Raw genomic sequence first — 16,078 nt, 5'->3', positions numbered from 1 at the left:
AAAAAGGAGTTGATAAGATGGAAAAAGCCAGACTTTAATTAGAAAGTCTGGCTTTTTTATGAATTGAAATTTTATAATAATTATACTTTTCCTAACGTGTATAATTGTTCCATTGTAGGAGTCAAGCTTCCTCCGGCAGGCTCCAGCGTAATTCCAAAAGCTTCAGCATCACCAGTACTGTTTACAGCAAAAATACGTTGGTTGTTTTTATCAAAATTATCAAGTAATCCAATACTTGTAGGAGTTAAAGGATTTAGTTTTAATGCCCAAACTTGATACACCATTCCTTTTGGAGGTTCTGGTAATCCAGCAGCATCTACATAAACCACTTGTGTCTCTTTATTCCAATATACTTTGGCAGACGACTCTGGTGCAACCGCTTGACCACCAAGTGATACTACCGTATTTTTCACATCTCTTACTACAGCTAAACTAGTTTCAGTAGCTTTATTTTGAAGTTCTAATGTTTGAAGTTCTTTCTCCATTTTTACTTTTTCCACTTCAGTTTTAACGACTTGATTATTAGTCAGGTTTAATTGATTATACTGGTAACCTACACCTACCATTAGGAGTATAGCTGCAGCCCAACCAATATATTGTGACCAATTTCTAGTTGGTTCCAATTCGATTACTTTAGCATGTTTTAATTCGAGTTTGGCTTTAATTTTTTCATAATTTGCGACCGAATGAAAAGGGGAGAAGCTAGATGATAATGCTACAATTGACTTTTCAATTGCGATGATTTCATCATTAATTTCATTGTCGTTTTTTGCCTTAGTGGCAACGGCTTCACTTTCGACTTCACTAAGAAGACCATACACGTAAAGTTCTAAAATACCGGAGTCTATATATTCTTTATTTTCCATTATACTTTCAAATAAGTTCTTAAATCATTTATACAATTTCGATTGTGTGTTTTTACCGTTCCTAAAGGGATATTCAACTCTTCCGAAGCTTCTTGTTGAGTATATCCTTTAAAAAACAGTAAATCTATTATTTGAATACATTTGGGTTTCAATCTTTTTACAAATTCTTGAATCCCTATTGTATCCACCTTATTGACGAGTTTGTTACTGTCGTCTAATAGATTTACGAAATTATCTGAAGAAAGGTTTTTTTGGCTATTGTTAAAATTTTTAGATCTTAGTTTATCTATAGAAGTATTTCTGGCAATATTTAGAATCCAAGTATAAAATCGACCTTTGCTTTCATTATAGGAATCAATGTTTTTCCATATTTTGATAAAGACTTCTTGAAGAACGTCTTCGGCCTCTTCTCTATTTCTAACTAAAACATTGATGACAGAAAATAAACTTTTTGAATACATATCATATAGATGTGTAAATGCTCTTTCGTCTTTTTTGTAAATCAATACTAATAAATCTTCTTGGGTCATAATGTATAAGTTTAACTATTACAAACTTATACAAACTTATTCAGATTTAAATTAAATAATTCAATATCTAATTTAAAAAAAATGGGATTTAAAAATTTTGTGTTTTTTTTAATATTGTAAAATTCTGATTAACAATAAGTTAATAAAAAAATTAAGTTTTTTTTAATTATTTTAAAACCAAATCGGAAACATTCCCGTAAATGCTTTTATAACCTTTTAAATTATAACAAAATGAAAAAAACAAAAATGATATTGGGTCTGTCGCTAATTGCGATTTCAGGTCTAATTCTAGTAGCAGCGGATCACGTAGATGCTCCATCAGTAACAGGTAATGCAGCAGACATTACAGACGTATACACTTTTCAAGGACAAGAAACTAGTAATTTAGTTTTTGCAGTTAACACACAAGGATTATTAAGTCCGAATGCTACAGCAGCTGCTTCCTTTAATGAAAATGTAATGATTGAAATTAATATCGATAATACAGGTGATAATGTAGAAGACTTAGTAATACAAGCAATTAGAAAAGGAGATAAAATGTATTTCTTCGGACCATATGCACCTACAACAACTGGTACATCTAGTACGATTAAAACAAGTGCAGCTTCTGGAAGTGTAGCAATTTCTAAATACGGAGCTTCAGCTGTAACTTCAACAGAAAACGGAATGAAATTTTTCGCTGGACCAAGAGACGACCCATTCTTTTTTGACTTAGGTCAATTTCAAGCAATCCTTGGAGGGACAGCTTCAGGATTCAACAATCCAGGTACAGATACTTTTGCAGGATCTAATGTACTTTCAGTAGTTGTTGAGGTTCCAAAAGCAATGTTAGGTACAGCAAGTACTTTAAATGTATGGGCAGAAACTAAGAAAAAACAATAATAAATTTTATTTTAAAAATTGAAAATTATGAAATCAAATAAATTCAAAATCATAACTTTTGCACTTGTATGTGCAGTAGCTACAGTAAGCTGTAACAAAGACGATAATAATGATCCTATGGCAAGTGCCGACTTCTCAGGAACATATGTACAACAAGATCAAATGGCTAGACCAGCAATAAATACTGTTTTTATCGCTTCAGGTCAACCTAAAGACGATTTTAATGCAGCCATTCCTTCTGCAATGGGAGCAAAATACCAATCTATTTTTCAATCTAGATTAATGGCTTTAAACCCTGCATTTACAACTAATGCATTAGGTTTAACAGCTGCTCAATTTACTGGAGTACTAGCAACAGATGTTTTAAACGTAAAAACTACTGGTAAAACTACGTTCTTCGATGGAACAAATGTTTTAACAGGTAGAGCATTGGCTGATGACGTTATAGATGTAGAATTGATATTGATCTTTGGAGGTACAAATGGTGCAGCTAACCCTGGACTTACTTCTGATCACGTGGATGCAAATGATAAACCATTTACAGCTTCATTCCCTTACTTAGCAGCTGCTTGGTAATAGATAACAAAAAAACAGAGTGCTTTTATAAATTAAGTACTCTGTTTTTTTTAATAATGAATAACAAACAATAGATTATGAAAACGTATAAATTAATCCCCATTTTTGTTTTTACAATCCTTTTTATTTTTGCTTGCGATAATAAAACAACTCAAATTGCAAAAGCCGCTGATTACAATAAATACTTGCATATTGCAGGAAATGAATCAATAGATTTTGCAAATAAAGAAATTGAATTTTGGCAATCTAAATATGATGCAGCACCAAATCAAAAAACATTTTTAGATGTAATTGCATCAAAATATGCTACCCTTTTTGAATATAATGGTGATATAAAAAACTTATATAAAACCGAAGATTTATTGATCCAATCAAATGATGCAAATAATTATTCAAAAGTTTCAACTTTACGGTCTTTAGGAAGAAATTATATTGCACAACATCGCTTTAAAGAAGCGTTAGTTTTGGCCAATAAAGCATTTGCCATTGGCGAAGGACGTAACGAAACTCAAAAATTACTTTTTGATGTTCAAATGGAATTAGGGAATTTCCCTGAAGCCTTAACAAATTTGAATACTTTAAAAGACATGAATGATTATGATTATTTGATTCGCTTAGCGAAATGGAATGACCATAAAGGCGATTTGAAAACCGCTATTACTTTCATGGAAAAAGCAAGAGATATAGCAGAAAAAGAAGATAATAAAACACTAAAAATATGGTCTTATTCAAATCTTGGAGATTTTTACGGTCATGCCGGAATGATCCAAGAATCATATGATAGTTATTTAAAAACATTAGCAATAGATCCCAATTATTCCTATGCTTTAAAAGGAATTGCTTGGATTGTATTTTCTCATGAAAGAAATACAACCGAAGCAAAAAGAATTGTGGAAGCTATTGAAATTACACATAATACCCCAGATTTCTTTTTATTGAAAGTTCAAATTGCTCAATTTGAAGGTGATAAAAAAGAAGCTGATTTAAATAAAAAATCATATTTCGATATGTTGAATGCTACTAATTATGGTGCAATGTATAATAAGTACAACACTTTAATTTATGCCGACGATCAAGCAAATGCTGCAAAAGCATTAGAAATTGCAAAAATTGAAGTAGATCATCGACCTACACCAGATTCATATGACTTATTGGCTTGGTCTTATTTAAACATGGGGCAGCAGGAAAAAGCTTTAGAAATTGCTAAAGAACATGTACTAGGAAAATCTTTTGAACCTAATGTCCAATACCATTTGGCTATGATTTACAAAGCGAATAATGACACTCAAAAAGTAGCTCCTATAAAAAAAGAATTGCTTTCTAGTATATATGAATTGGGACCCAATTTTGAAAAAAAGGTAAATCAATTATAAAACAGATGAGATATTTTTTAGCACTTCTACTGTCTATAACTGGATTAGTATCCCACAGTCAAGTTCAAAAAGGAACTATAGTTGATGAATTTGGTAACCCAATAGAGAACGCATATGTAGTAAATACAAATTCAGAAAGTCATGCACATACGAATGAATTAGGAATGTTTAGTATTGATAAAACGGTATTGGCAGATGTTTTAAAGATTAACGCATTGGGTTATAAAAAACAGAATTATACCATTACCAACTCTGAAATTAGAATCGTATTGGAAGATGATATTTTTAGACTGAATGAAATTGTTATTCAGCAAAAGTTATCAGCGATGAATGTTATTTCAAAAATAGATTTGCAAACTACTCCAGTGAATTCTTCTCAAGAAATTCTTAGAAAAGTACCTGGATTATTCATAGGACAACATGCTGGTGGAGGGAAGGCTGAACAAATATTCTTGAGAGGTTTTGACATTGATCATGGTACTGATATTGCAATTTCGGTAGATGGTATGCAAGTAAATATGGTTTCGCATGCGCATGGGCAAGGTTATGCCGATTTGCATTTTGTGATTCCTGAAACAGTAGAAAAAATAGATTTTGGAAAAGGCACGTATTATGCGGACAAAGGGGATTTTGCAACCGCAGGATACGTTGCCTTCCAAACTAAAGAAAAATTAGACAAAAGTAGCATCAGTGTCGAAGCGGGCCAGTTTAATACACTAAGAACAGTAGGTTTATTCAACTTATTGGGTAAACAAAAAAAACAATCCGCCTATCTAGCTACTGAATATATTCTAACAGATGGCCCATTTGATTCCCCCCAAAATTTTAATAGGGTCAATCTGTTAGGAAAATATTCAGCTATATTAGATGATAATAGTAAATTTTCTATTTCTGCTTCCCGTTTTTCCAGTAAGTGGGATGCTAGTGGTCAAATACCACAACGATTGGTAGATAACGGTACTATTTCTAGATTTGGATCAGTTGATGATACGGAAGGCGGAACTACGGCAAGAACTAATATCATTGCGACATTAAGTAAACCCATTGATGAAAATACGTTTTTGAAAGCCAATGCTTTTTACTCTAAATATGAATTTGAATTGTATTCTAACTTTACTTTTTTCTTAGATGATCCTATCAATGGAGATCAAATTAGACAAAAAGAGATTAGAAATATTTACGGAATGAATGCGGAGTTAAACAAAAAAATAAAAAATGCTGATTTGGATGTATTGTTTCAGTTGGGTGTAGGTTTTCGTGCCGATGCAACAATGGATACCGAATTGTCACATACTTTAAATAGAAGTACAACATTAGAAAGAATAAAATTAGGTGATATTGATGAAGCAAATGGGTTTACGTATTTAAATTCGGAAATTAAATTCGGAAAACTGCTCATCAATCCAGCCGTACGTTTGGACTATTTTAAATTCAATTACCAAGATAAATTAGTTGCAATTTATAAAACACAGTCAGAAACGGAAGTGAAAATTTCGCCAAAGTTGAATTTTATCTATTCTCAAAATAATGATTTGCAGTTTTTTGTAAAATCAGGTATTGGATTTCATTCTAATGATACACGCGTTGTGGTTCAAAATAATGGAAAAGAAATTCTACCAACAGCTATTGGTACTGATATTGGTACCATTTGGAAACCATTTCCTAAACTAATTGTGAATTCTGCTTTGTGGTATTTGTATTTAGAACAAGAATTTGTTTATGTGGGTGATGCTGGAATCATTGAACCAAGCGGGAAATCAAAGCGCATGGGAGTCGATTTAGGTTTGCGTTATCAGCTAAATGATTATTTGTATTTTGATGCTGATGCAAATTATACTTATGCTCGAAGTATTGATGAGCCGAAAGGTCAAGATTACATTCCATTGGCTCCAGATTTCACCTCTACTGGTGGATTGAGTTTTCAAAAATGGAACGGATTTTCGGGAGGGTTGAAGTATCGTTATTTAAAAAGTCGGCCTGCCAATGAAGATAATTCTATAGTGGCAAAAGGATATGCTATAGCAGATTTCAATATAAACTATACCTATAGCAAGGTGACTTTTGGGGTGTCTATTGAGAATATATTGAATTCAAAATGGAACGAAACACAGTTTGCAACAGAATCAAGATTACAAAACGAACCCAATAGTGTAGAAGAAATTCACTTTACCCCTGGAACACCGTTTTATATGAAAGGAAAGATTACTTATGCATTCTAATAATAATAATAATAATAATAATAATAAAAGTGATAGTTTGTTTTTGGTTGGAAAACCTAGTGTTTTTTTGTTTGGCACTAGGTTTTTTTTAACAGTTGTTCATTATTAATAAAAAGTTAATACGAACTATTCTAAATACAATTTGTTTATTTTTATAAAAAATTTAAATATGAAAAACCTATTATTTATAGCTTGTTCAGCACTATTACTTTTTAGTTGCAAAAATGAAGCTCAAAGCAAAAAAGGAGATAAAAACAAAACCGAAATGGCTATGGAAAAACAAAACATTTACCAGTTTAAGGTAGAAGATTTATCAGGAAATACTTTTGATTTTGCCTCTTTGAAAGGAAAAAAGGTAATGATTGTAAATACGGCTTCAAAATGTGGATTGACACCACAGTACAAAGACTTGGAAGCTATTTATAAAGAATACAAGGATAAAGGATTTGTAATTGTTGGTTTTCCTGCAAATAATTTTGCTTCACAAGAGCCAGGAACAAATGAAGAAATTGCCTCTTTTTGCCAATTGAATTATGGAGTAACTTTTCCTATGATGGACAAAGTATCCGTAAAAGGTGATGATATGTGTGCTATGTATCAGTTTTTGACACAAAAATCTAAAAACGGATTGCAGGATTCTGATGTAGAATGGAATTTTCAAAAATATCTAATAAATGAAAAAGGGGAACTTGAAAAAGTAATTTCTCCAAAAACGTTACCAACAGATACTTCTGTTATTAATTGGATTAAAGCCTAATAATAAAAAAAATAGAATTAAAGCTAATTCACTATTTCGATATCCAAATAGTGAATTAGCTTTTTTTTTATTCTAAAATCAACTGCATAAAAACAGAATGTAACCAACGGTCAAATTTAAATCCTGATTCTTTTATTATTCCTACTGTTTTGAAACCAAATTTTTCGTGAAAGTCTACGCTACTTTGATTTTCGGCATCAATAACGGCAATCATAGTGTGTAAACCTTGTTTTTTAGCCAGTTCGATTAATTCCTGAAGCAATATTTTTCCAATTCCTTGACCATGGAAGTCATTATTCACATATACAGAATGCTCTACAGTGAATTTATATGCTTCGCGAAATCGAAACTCGCTATACATCCCAAAACCAGTGACTACACCATTCAATTCCGCTACAATAACAGGGAAGTTTTTCGCTATTTTGTCTTCTAAAATGACTTTTTGTTGATCATAATTTCGGAGGTTATAATCATACAAAGCGGTTGAATTCAGAATATTATAATTGATGATATCTAATATCGCTTGTGTGTCTTCTGTTTTATAAGCTCTTAACTTAATTTTCATAGAGTAATTATTTGTTGTCAAAATTAATAAAAATCAACTAAAACGAACTAAAAAGAGAACGCAAGTTTGTAACTTTGCTGTTATTGAGGATTTAAACAATTTATTGTTTTTTGAACCTCGAACTTTAAACTAAATTTTAATGATTTACCCCAAAATACCTTTAGCTCAAAGTATCATTCAAACTTGTTTGGGCAAAGGAATCACCACAATAGTTATATCTCCAGGTTCTCGTAACGCCCCGTTGACAATTGGTTTTGCTAGTAATTCAGCTTTTAAATGTTATAGTATTGCCGATGAACGTTCCGCGGCTTTTTTTGCACTAGGTATAGCACAACAAACGAAGCAACCAGTAGCCCTAGTTTGTACCTCGGGATCTGCATTGTTGAATTATTACCCTGCTTTTGCGGAAGCTTTTTACAGTCAGATTCCATTGATTGTAATTTCGGCTGATCGTCCACAGAGTAAGATTGATATCGGCGACGGACAAACGATTCGTCAAGAAAATGTATTCCAAAATCATTCCGTTTATAATGCTAATTTACAAGAAGGACCCTCGACTGAAAACGATCAAAAAATAAATGCGGCAATAAATACTGCAATAGATAAAAAAGGTCCAGTTCATATTAATGCTCCTTTTGAAGAACCCTTATACGAAACGGTTTCTGAACTTTCAGTTGCTGTCAATGTTTTTGCTTCCGCAAATGAAACCCAGACGATTTCTAATGATGATTTAGCAAAATTCGCAACTATTTGGAACAACTTTCATCGGAAAATGGTTTTGGTAGGTGTCAATGATCCAAACGTTGTGAACGAGAGAACAGTAGAGGCTTTGGCCAATGACAATTCGGTAGTTGTTTTAACAGAAACCACTTCCAATCTGCATCATCCCTCTTTTATCAACAACATTGATACTATTATTACACCATTCTCAAATGAAGATTTTGAAGAATTTTGTCCAGATATTTTAGTAACTTTTGGAGGAATGATTGTGTCCAAACGCATTAAAGCCTTTCTCCGTAAATACAAACCAAAACACCATTGGCATATTGATCCGTTAAGGGCTTACGATACTTTTGGTGTTTTAACGGAGCATTTTGAAGCAGATACCAATGTGTTTTTTGATGCATTTTTACCACTTACCAAAATAGTTGTCACTGATTATTTTGAAAAAACAGAAAAAGTTACCCTTTTGCGAAAGCAAAAAAGCAATCTTTATTTAGCTAAAATTCCTTTTTCAGATTTTAAAGTTTTCGAAACCGTAATTCCTAGTTTACCTAAAAACAGCCAATTACAAATCAGTAATAGCTCTGCCATTCGATATGCACAATTAATCGATATTGATCCTTCGATTGAAGTGTATTGCAATCGAGGAACAAGTGGAATCGATGGAAGTATTTCTACGGCTATTGGTGCGGCTGTTGCCAATAAAAAACAAACTACCTTTATTACCGGAGATATTAGTTTTTTATATGATAGTAATGGGTTGTGGAATAATTATATTCCTAAGGATTTTAAGATAATTTTGATTAATAATGGTGGAGGGGGAATTTTTAGAATTTTACCTGGACATGAGGAAACTCCCGTTTTTAATACCTTTTTTGAAACATCGCATTGTCTTACTGCTGAACATTTGGCTAAAATGTATGGATTTGAATATAGTATCGCCAGTGATGAAACTTCGTTAAAAAATAGTTTAAGTAATTTATACGAGCAGAATGAAAAACCGTCTATTTTAGAGATTTTCACTCCAACTTTAGATAATGATCGAATTTTACTTCAATATTTTAAGGAATTAGTTTAAGGGGAGTTTATTTTAATGTAAAATCACCTTTTTCTTTGTCTTTAAATGGGTTTGTAATGATTTATTTTCTAAATTTGCGTCTATTCGAATATTAACAAAAACTATAAACTATTATTTATGAGCGCAAGAGAAGATTTAATTGTAAAATATGCTGCAGATTTAAAAGATAAATGTGGAGTTAATCCAGATATGGATTTATTGACAAAAGTAACTATTGGTTGTGGACCTTCTATCTATAATAAAGATTCTTCAACAGTAGCAGGAAGTCAACAATCAGAATTAGATACAGTGAAAAATAACTTTTTAATTAAAAAGTTAGGTCTTAAAGATAGTCCAGATTTGGATGCAGGAATCGATGCTGTCATTGAAAAGTATGGTCGCTCAAATGCAAATAAATACAGAGCAGTAGTTTATTATTTGTTAGCAGTTCACTTTAAAAAAGAAAGTGTTTACAATTAGTAATTGATATAAAAATGTAAAAGCGTCTTTTAGGCGCTTTTTTTTGTGAGGTAATTTTTCGTTTTCTCATCTTCAAACTTCGTACCTTTGCACTCAAGAAAATAGAATAAAATGATTGAAATAGGAAAATACAATACGCTTACAATACTTCGTGATACTAAAGTTGGTTTATTTTTGGGTAACCCAGAGAAAGATCCAGAAGGAATTCATGATATCCTTTTACCTAACAAATATGTTCCAAATGAATTTGAAATAGGTGAGGAGGTTATTGTTTTTGTTTATTTAGATCACGAAGAACGCCCAGTAGCAACTACATTAGAACCGTATATATTATTGAATGAGTTTGCGCTTTTACGTGTGAATTATGTCAATCAAATAGGTGCTTTTATGGATTGGGGAATGGAGAAAGACATTTTGGTTCCGTTTAAAGAGCAAGCACGTCCTATGGAAAAAGGAAAACGTTACTTGGTTTATCTTTATATGGATGAAAAAACAAACCGATTAGTGGCTTCTAGTAAAACCAATCAATTCTTGAAAAATGAAGAACTGACTATTGAAAAAGGAGAAGAAGTCGATTTAATTGTTTCGCATATTACTGATTTAGGAATCAACGTAATCATTAATGAACGTCATAAAGGGTTGTTGTATAAAGATGAGGTTTATGATGACGCGATTCGTACGGGAGATCGTATGCGAGGATACATAAAAAACATTCGTCCTGATAATAAAATTGATGTGGCGCTTCAAATTCAAGGCTACCAAAGCATTGAGCCAAATGCGGATAAAATCTTGGATGAGCTAAGAGCGAGTAGAGGTTTCTTGCGATTGACAGATAATTCGCATCCGGAAGACATTAAGACGGTCTTGAAAATGAGTAAAAAAACGTTCAAGAAAGCAATAGGCGCTTTGTATAGAGAAAAATTGATTGAAATAAAAGAAGACGGAATTTATTTGGTTAAAGAATAATTAAATACAATATAATACATAAAAAAAGAAAGACTAATCATACCGGTTAGTCTTTCTTCTTTTATGTTGGTTTGGATTATAAAAATGCAAAACAACAAAAAAATAAATGTAATGTCATTTTTTAAAGTAGATTTATTCACTTTTAGATGGAATAGTATGCTAATACTATTTTAAAAATATAGCCTTAAGCGCAAATTACTTTATAAAATGGATTGTCTTTAAGTGCACAAATAGATGCTTTTTGAGTTAAGAATTAATTTCACGTTAAAGCCATTGGTTGTGTATATATATTGAAAGATCAGTCTTCTTGAAAATAACAATTATGCGTATGCTAAACTTATTTTTTGCAATCAAATAGGAATCTTTTTTTTTAACCGTAGGTGTTACTCTTTATTTTTTACTTTAGGGCAAATGCTTATACCGTTATACTCTTTAATCTTAGCTTTAGAAATAATTTTATAACTTATCACTGTAGAAAAAGGAGCGACAAAAAAATGAATTGGATTCAAATTATTCTTTTTTTAAATTAATAAATCAGTGAAGTAATTTTACCAATCAGGTCTCAAAAAAATCATACAATGTTGATTAGTAATGTTTAAAGATAGCAAATATTTTTTTTAGCTATTGTTAAATTTAAAGATTAGTTGATTTTTTTTCTAAAAATGGATACTAGATAAAATTTTACTTACAGATAGACTCCCATACAATTGCTAAAAGTCTAAAAAATGATTTATTTTTACACTATAATAATTAAAACAATTATAATGAATTGGATTACTGTAAAAGAATATGAAGATATAACCTATAAAAAATGCAATGGTGTCGCACGAATTGCTTTTAATAGGCCAGATGTACGCAATGCATTCCGTCCTAAAACTACTTCGGAATTGTATAATGCTTTTTATGATGCACAAGAAGATACTTCAATAGGTGTAGTTTTGCTTTCAGCTGAAGGGCCATCATCTAAAGATGGTGTGTACTCTTTTTGTAGTGGAGGAGATCAAAATGCGCGCGGGCATCAAGGATATGTTGGTGAAGATGGGCAACATCGTTTGAATATTTTAGAAGTACAACGCTTGATTCGTTTCATGCCAAAAGTAGTTATCGCTGTAGTTCCCGGTTGGGCCGTAGGAGGAGGACATAGTTTGCATGTAGTTTGTGATTTAACATTGGCTAGTAAAGAACACGCTATTTTCAAACAAACAGATGCTGATGTAACGAGTTTTGACGGTGGATACGGTTCGGCTTATCTAGCTAAAATGGTAGGACAAAAGAAAGCCAGAGAAATTTTCTTCTTGGGACGCAATTATTCTGCTCAAGATGCAATGGATATGGGAATGGTCAATGCTGTTATTCCTCATGCTGAATTGGAAGATACGGCGTACGAATGGGCGCAGGAAATATTAGGAAAATCGCCAATGGCAATAAAAATGCTAAAATTTGCCATGAATCTTACCGATGATGGTATGGTAGGGCAACAAGTTTTTGCTGGCGAAGCTACTCGATTAGCTTATATGACAGAAGAAGCCAAAGAAGGAAGAAATGCCTTTTTGGAAAAAAGAAAACCAAATTTTGAAAAAAAATGGTTACCTTAAAAATAGTTTTAGGTTTAATGTTTAAAGTTATTTTAAACGCTTTAAACGATTAAACTCTAAACATTAAACTAAATATATAAAATGAAACATTGGATTGAAGCGGCCCGTTTGCGCACGTTGCCTTTATCGGTATCAGGAATAATTGTGGGAAGTATGTACGCCTTGGCTAACCCAACAGATAATGTACTTACCCCAACTGAAGTTTTTAATTGGAGACTCTTTGGTTTTGCAATACTAACTACACTTGGATTACAAATCTTATCTAATTTTGCCAATGATTATGGCGATGGAATGAAAGGAACCGACAATGAAGATCGTGTGGGACCAAAACGTGCCATACAAAGTGGAGTAATTTCACCACAAGCCATGAAGCGAGCTATAATCATTACTTCGGGACTTACGTTGCTTTCAGCGATGTTACTAATTTATTTTGCTTTTGGTGATACAAACCTGTTCTATTCCTTTTTCTATTTAGTACTGGGAATTTTAGCAATTGCATCGGCGATACGTTATACGGTAGGAAGTAAAGCATACGGATATCGTGGTTTTGGAGATGTATTTGTATTTATCTTTTTCGGATTAGTAAGTACTTTGGGCGTGAACTTTTTATATTCAAAACAAATTGATTTAGAACTTTTTTTACCAGCAATGGCTATAGGCTTTTTGAGCGTAGGAGTGTTGAATTTAAACAATATGCGGGATGAAGAATCTGATAAAAAAGTAGGGAAGAATACGCTGGTTGTACAAATTGGAGGTAAAAAAGCAAAATTATACCATTACTTTTTAATTCTTTTTTCAATGGCTTTAGTATTGATTTTTGCTTTACTCAATAGCTTTCAATTTGACCAATACTTATTCCTACTGGCATACATACCTTTAACAAAACATTTAATTAACGTTTATAAAAACCAAGACCCAAAGTTATTAGATCCTGAATTAAAAAAACTAGCACTAAGTACATTTGCACTTTCAGTATTGCTTTCTTTGTGTATGATTTACTTTTTTTCGGATATTATTGTGAACACATTTATGGGGGGTAGATAAAAAATAAAACTATGAAAATAACATTTTACGGACACGCATCTTTAGGGATCAAAGTAGGAGGGAAACACATTTTAGTGGACCCATTTATCACAGCAAATCCATTGGCCGCACATATTGATATAGAAACTTTAAAAGCTGATTATATCTTATTGACGCATGCTCATGGAGATCATATTCTAGATGTAGAAGTAATCGCCAAAAGAACTGGAGCCGTTATTGTTTCAAATGCTGAAATTGCGGGTCACTATGCAGCCAAAGGTTTTACTGCGCATCCTATGAATCACGGCGGAAGTTGGAATTTTGATTTTGGAAAAGTAAAGTATGTAAATGCGATTCATTCCAGTTCATTTCCTGACGGATCTTACGGTGGGAATCCAGGAGGTTTTGTAATCGAAGGCGAGCATAAAAACATTTATATCGCTGGAGATACCGCTTTGACTATGGATATGAAATTGATTCCTATGAGAACCAAATTAGATCTAGCAATTTTACCAATAGGAAATAATTTTACCATGGATGTTGAGGACGCTATTATTGCATCTGATTTTGTAGATTGTGACAAAATCCTTGGGTATCATTTCGACACTTTTGGGTATATCAAAATTGATCACAAAGAAAGCATTCAAAAGTTTTTTGATAAGGGAAAGGACTTAATGCTATTGGAAATAGGGGATAGTATCGAATTATAATTTTTCTTAAGGAGCTATTTCCAGCTGTTTGTTACAAACAAAGTTCACTGAACTCCTATGTAAATGAAAGTTAAGTGGAGTAATCTTATGTGCCAAAACCTGGCACACAAGGATTTTCACTTCCATCTGTGCTACGGCTAATTGCAATAAATTAAACCAAAGTGAAAAAAATCATTGCATTGCTATTTATTAGCATTTTTTATCAGTCGGCTTTTGCTCAAAAAGAAGGCTATTGGGACAAAGACAGAGCAACTACTAAGGAAATTATTGTTTCAGCACGAGACAGAGTCATTGTAAAAACAGAGGATTTTCCTGTAGGAACTACAGAGTTGATTTATCGCATTACTTTATTGGATGAAAATCAACAAATGGCCAGTAGTTTAGTTTCTCTATTGAAAGCCATTCCTGACCCAACAGGTATTAGTCAAGGCTCAGCAGGAGCGGTCTTTATTTTATCTAAAATTTCAGGAACGGATAAATGTAAATATGCTGTTTTTTCATCAAATGAGCTCGCTTTAGCGTATCAAAAAGACGATAAAACAGATAAGGCTTGTGTAGTTCAAGATGTACCATTAAGCAAAGATGCTAACCGATTGTCCATCGATAAATCAAGTTGCTTGAAATCCAATACGACTAATTTATGGTTTGGTTTCAAAAGCAGCAACTGGATTATGAAACAAAAAATAATTCTTGAAGTAGTGCCTTGGGTAGATACTAAGCTTAGTAGAGGATGGACTTTGGAAAATAGAAAATACATTATCAATCAATGTAAAACATCTGCTTTGGCTAGAAAACTATCTAACTCGGATGATTTTTGTATTTGTATTGAAGAAAAAATTCAAAAGCAGTACAAGTTTCAGGAATTCCAAAAACTACTCGCTATAGAACAAGCAAAAGCATACAAAGATTTTGGCAATAGTTGTTTTAATGAAATAAACGGTTCTAAAGGTGTTTTGGATAATTTACGTATCCAAGCATCCAATTTCATTAAAAAAGGAGATTATGGCAACGCAATTGCACAATACAATACAATTATCAATGAAGGTAAAGCCACAGCATTAGATTATAATGCAATTGGGTACACTTATATTTTAACCAAGCAATATGGTAAAGCAATCAAATCTTTAAAAGAAGGAGTGAAGCTAGATGATACTGAACTGTTAGTAAAACTAAATTTAGCACATGCTTATTTATTCAATGACGAGTATAGAAGTGCTAAAACTATTTACAAAGAATATCAAACTCAAAACGTAACGGATAGCTTAAGTTGGATTCAAAAAATCAATAGTGACTTTGCTATCTTCAAGAAAGTAGGTTTGCCTTCGGGAGATTTTGAAAGAGTTTTGAAGTTGATGGAAAAATAGTTTTTGTAACCATATAAGTCATTTAAGTTAAGCAGATGTTGAGGAAACTCAGATGTCCTTAAATACCTTATATACTTTTAGATTTATTACTTAAAATAGGTTTTCGATTGCAATAATAAAACTTATATGATTATATGTTTGAATCATAGAGCTAAGAACTTTAAATGCTTTAAAAAATAAATAATTTATGAAAACAGCAATTACAATTACACGTTATTTTGGAATATTTATGCTATTTATTGGCGTGGTTTTAAATCTTAAAATGTATCTATTGGTGGAAAGTCCAACCTATATGTTTACTATATTGAGTTTTTTCGGAATTTTATTAATTGGAATCTCCTACTTGATGAAACCAAAAGCGTAATTCTTTAAAAACAATTTAGTTCGCATTA

14 protein-coding genes and 1 pseudogene are annotated in these 16,078 nt (G+C 32.1%); 12 read left to right on the top strand and 3 right to left on the bottom strand.

Annotated elements, in window-relative coordinates; all coding sequences use genetic code 11:
* Positions 1-80: 80 nt before the first annotated feature.
* Both AB3G36_RS13770 and AB3G36_RS13765 read right to left on the bottom strand, forming a co-directional pair.
* On the bottom strand, positions 81-866 hold the full coding sequence (locus tag AB3G36_RS13770) for an anti-sigma factor (protein ID WP_367753694.1): 786 nt from the start codon (positions 864-866) through the stop codon (positions 81-83).
* Positions 866-1,396, bottom strand: coding sequence for an RNA polymerase sigma factor (locus AB3G36_RS13765; RefSeq protein WP_367753692.1), 531 nt, complete (start codon positions 1,394-1,396; stop codon positions 866-868). Before AB3G36_RS13765 ends, AB3G36_RS13770 begins: the two co-directional genes overlap by 1 nt.
* Positions 1,397-1,627: 231 nt before the next feature.
* On the opposite strand from AB3G36_RS13765, the pseudogene AB3G36_RS13760 reads away from it, so the two are divergent.
* The 4 genes and pseudogenes from AB3G36_RS13760 (at position 1,628) to AB3G36_RS13745 (ending at position 7,203) form a co-directional block, all read left to right on the top strand.
* Positions 1,628-2,854: pseudogene (locus tag AB3G36_RS13760) on the top strand (DUF4331 family protein).
* A gap of 77 nt (positions 2,855-2,931) precedes the next feature.
* The gene (locus AB3G36_RS13755; RefSeq protein WP_367753690.1) at positions 2,932-4,227 is read left to right on the top strand and encodes a tetratricopeptide repeat protein; all 1,296 of its coding nucleotides are present in this window, start codon (positions 2,932-2,934) and stop codon (positions 4,225-4,227) included.
* A gap of 5 nt (positions 4,228-4,232) precedes the next feature.
* Positions 4,233-6,446 (top strand): TonB-dependent receptor, encoded by a 2,214-nt coding sequence (locus AB3G36_RS13750; RefSeq protein WP_367753688.1) that lies wholly within the window; start codon positions 4,233-4,235, stop codon positions 6,444-6,446.
* A gap of 169 nt (positions 6,447-6,615) precedes the next feature.
* Positions 6,616-7,203, top strand: a complete 588-nt coding sequence (locus tag AB3G36_RS13745; protein WP_367753686.1) for a glutathione peroxidase — start codon at positions 6,616-6,618, stop codon at positions 7,201-7,203.
* A gap of 67 nt (positions 7,204-7,270) precedes the next feature.
* Here AB3G36_RS13745 and AB3G36_RS13740 read toward each other — a convergent pair whose 3' ends face one another.
* A complete protein-coding gene (locus AB3G36_RS13740; RefSeq protein WP_367753684.1) occupies positions 7,271-7,768 on the bottom strand; it encodes an N-acetyltransferase family protein in 498 nt (165 codons plus the stop codon).
* A gap of 139 nt (positions 7,769-7,907) precedes the next feature.
* Here AB3G36_RS13740 and menD point away from each other — a divergent pair, with 139 nt between their 5' ends.
* From menD to AB3G36_RS13700, 8 genes are all read left to right on the top strand, one after another.
* Positions 7,908-9,569: a 2-succinyl-5-enolpyruvyl-6-hydroxy-3-cyclohexene-1-carboxylic-acid synthase gene (gene menD / locus AB3G36_RS13735; RefSeq protein WP_367753682.1), complete on the top strand. Its 1,662-nt coding sequence runs from the start codon at positions 7,908-7,910 to the stop codon at positions 9,567-9,569.
* 117 nt (positions 9,570-9,686) lie between these two features.
* The gene (locus tag AB3G36_RS13730; RefSeq protein ID WP_367753680.1) at positions 9,687-10,028 is read left to right on the top strand and encodes a DUF2853 family protein; all 342 of its coding nucleotides are present in this window, start codon (positions 9,687-9,689) and stop codon (positions 10,026-10,028) included.
* 111 nt (positions 10,029-10,139) lie between these two features.
* A complete protein-coding gene (locus AB3G36_RS13725; protein ID WP_367753678.1) occupies positions 10,140-10,994 on the top strand; it encodes a S1 RNA-binding domain-containing protein in 855 nt (284 codons plus the stop codon).
* A 764-nt stretch (positions 10,995-11,758) separates the two neighbouring features.
* On the top strand, positions 11,759-12,589 hold the full coding sequence (locus AB3G36_RS13720; protein WP_367753676.1) for a 1,4-dihydroxy-2-naphthoyl-CoA synthase: 831 nt from the start codon (positions 11,759-11,761) through the stop codon (positions 12,587-12,589).
* 81 nt (positions 12,590-12,670) lie between these two features.
* Entirely contained in the window at positions 12,671-13,633 is a 963-nt protein-coding gene (gene menA, locus AB3G36_RS13715) for a 1,4-dihydroxy-2-naphthoate octaprenyltransferase (RefSeq protein WP_367753674.1), read from the top strand.
* An 11-nt stretch (positions 13,634-13,644) separates the two neighbouring features.
* The gene (locus AB3G36_RS13710) at positions 13,645-14,322 is read left to right on the top strand and encodes a metal-dependent hydrolase (protein WP_367753672.1); all 678 of its coding nucleotides are present in this window, start codon (positions 13,645-13,647) and stop codon (positions 14,320-14,322) included.
* A 161-nt stretch (positions 14,323-14,483) separates the two neighbouring features.
* Positions 14,484-15,686: a tetratricopeptide repeat protein gene (locus tag AB3G36_RS13705; RefSeq protein ID WP_367753670.1), complete on the top strand. Its 1,203-nt coding sequence runs from the start codon at positions 14,484-14,486 to the stop codon at positions 15,684-15,686.
* Between the two features lie 187 nt (positions 15,687-15,873).
* Positions 15,874-16,050 carry a hypothetical protein gene (locus tag AB3G36_RS13700; protein WP_367753668.1) on the top strand — a complete coding sequence of 59 codons (177 nt, stop codon included), beginning with the start codon at positions 15,874-15,876 and terminating at the stop codon, positions 16,048-16,050.
* The last annotated feature ends 28 nt before the right edge of the window (positions 16,051-16,078 follow it).

Source organism: Flavobacterium sp. WC2430 (assembly GCF_040822075.1).
GTDB lineage: Bacteria > Bacteroidota > Bacteroidia > Flavobacteriales > Flavobacteriaceae > Flavobacterium.
The sequence above is the reverse complement of the archived record's forward strand: the minus strand, read 5'-3'. Positions and strand labels throughout refer to the sequence as shown.

Bases quoted from the DNA above. Each gene is read 5' to 3' on its own strand.
- AB3G36_RS13770 (WP_367753694.1), bottom strand. From the start codon at position 866: ATGGAAAATAAAGAATATATAGACTCCGGTATTTTAGAACTTTACGTG.
- AB3G36_RS13765 (WP_367753692.1), bottom strand. From the start codon at position 1,396: ATGACCCAAGAAGATTTATTAGTATTGATTTACAAAAAAGACGAAAGA.
- AB3G36_RS13755 (WP_367753690.1), top strand. From the start codon at position 2,932: ATGAAAACGTATAAATTAATCCCCATTTTTGTTTTTACAATCCTTTTT.
- AB3G36_RS13750 (WP_367753688.1), top strand. From the start codon at position 4,233: ATGAGATATTTTTTAGCACTTCTACTGTCTATAACTGGATTAGTATCC.
- AB3G36_RS13745 (WP_367753686.1), top strand. From the start codon at position 6,616: ATGAAAAACCTATTATTTATAGCTTGTTCAGCACTATTACTTTTTAGT.
- AB3G36_RS13740 (WP_367753684.1), bottom strand. From the start codon at position 7,768: ATGAAAATTAAGTTAAGAGCTTATAAAACAGAAGACACACAAGCGATA.
- menD (WP_367753682.1), top strand. From the start codon at position 7,908: ATGATTTACCCCAAAATACCTTTAGCTCAAAGTATCATTCAAACTTGT.
- AB3G36_RS13730 (WP_367753680.1), top strand. From the start codon at position 9,687: ATGAGCGCAAGAGAAGATTTAATTGTAAAATATGCTGCAGATTTAAAA.
- AB3G36_RS13725 (WP_367753678.1), top strand. From the start codon at position 10,140: ATGATTGAAATAGGAAAATACAATACGCTTACAATACTTCGTGATACT.
- AB3G36_RS13720 (WP_367753676.1), top strand. From the start codon at position 11,759: ATGAATTGGATTACTGTAAAAGAATATGAAGATATAACCTATAAAAAA.
- menA (WP_367753674.1), top strand. From the start codon at position 12,671: ATGAAACATTGGATTGAAGCGGCCCGTTTGCGCACGTTGCCTTTATCG.
- AB3G36_RS13710 (WP_367753672.1), top strand. From the start codon at position 13,645: ATGAAAATAACATTTTACGGACACGCATCTTTAGGGATCAAAGTAGGA.
- AB3G36_RS13700 (WP_367753668.1), top strand. From the start codon at position 15,874: ATGAAAACAGCAATTACAATTACACGTTATTTTGGAATATTTATGCTA.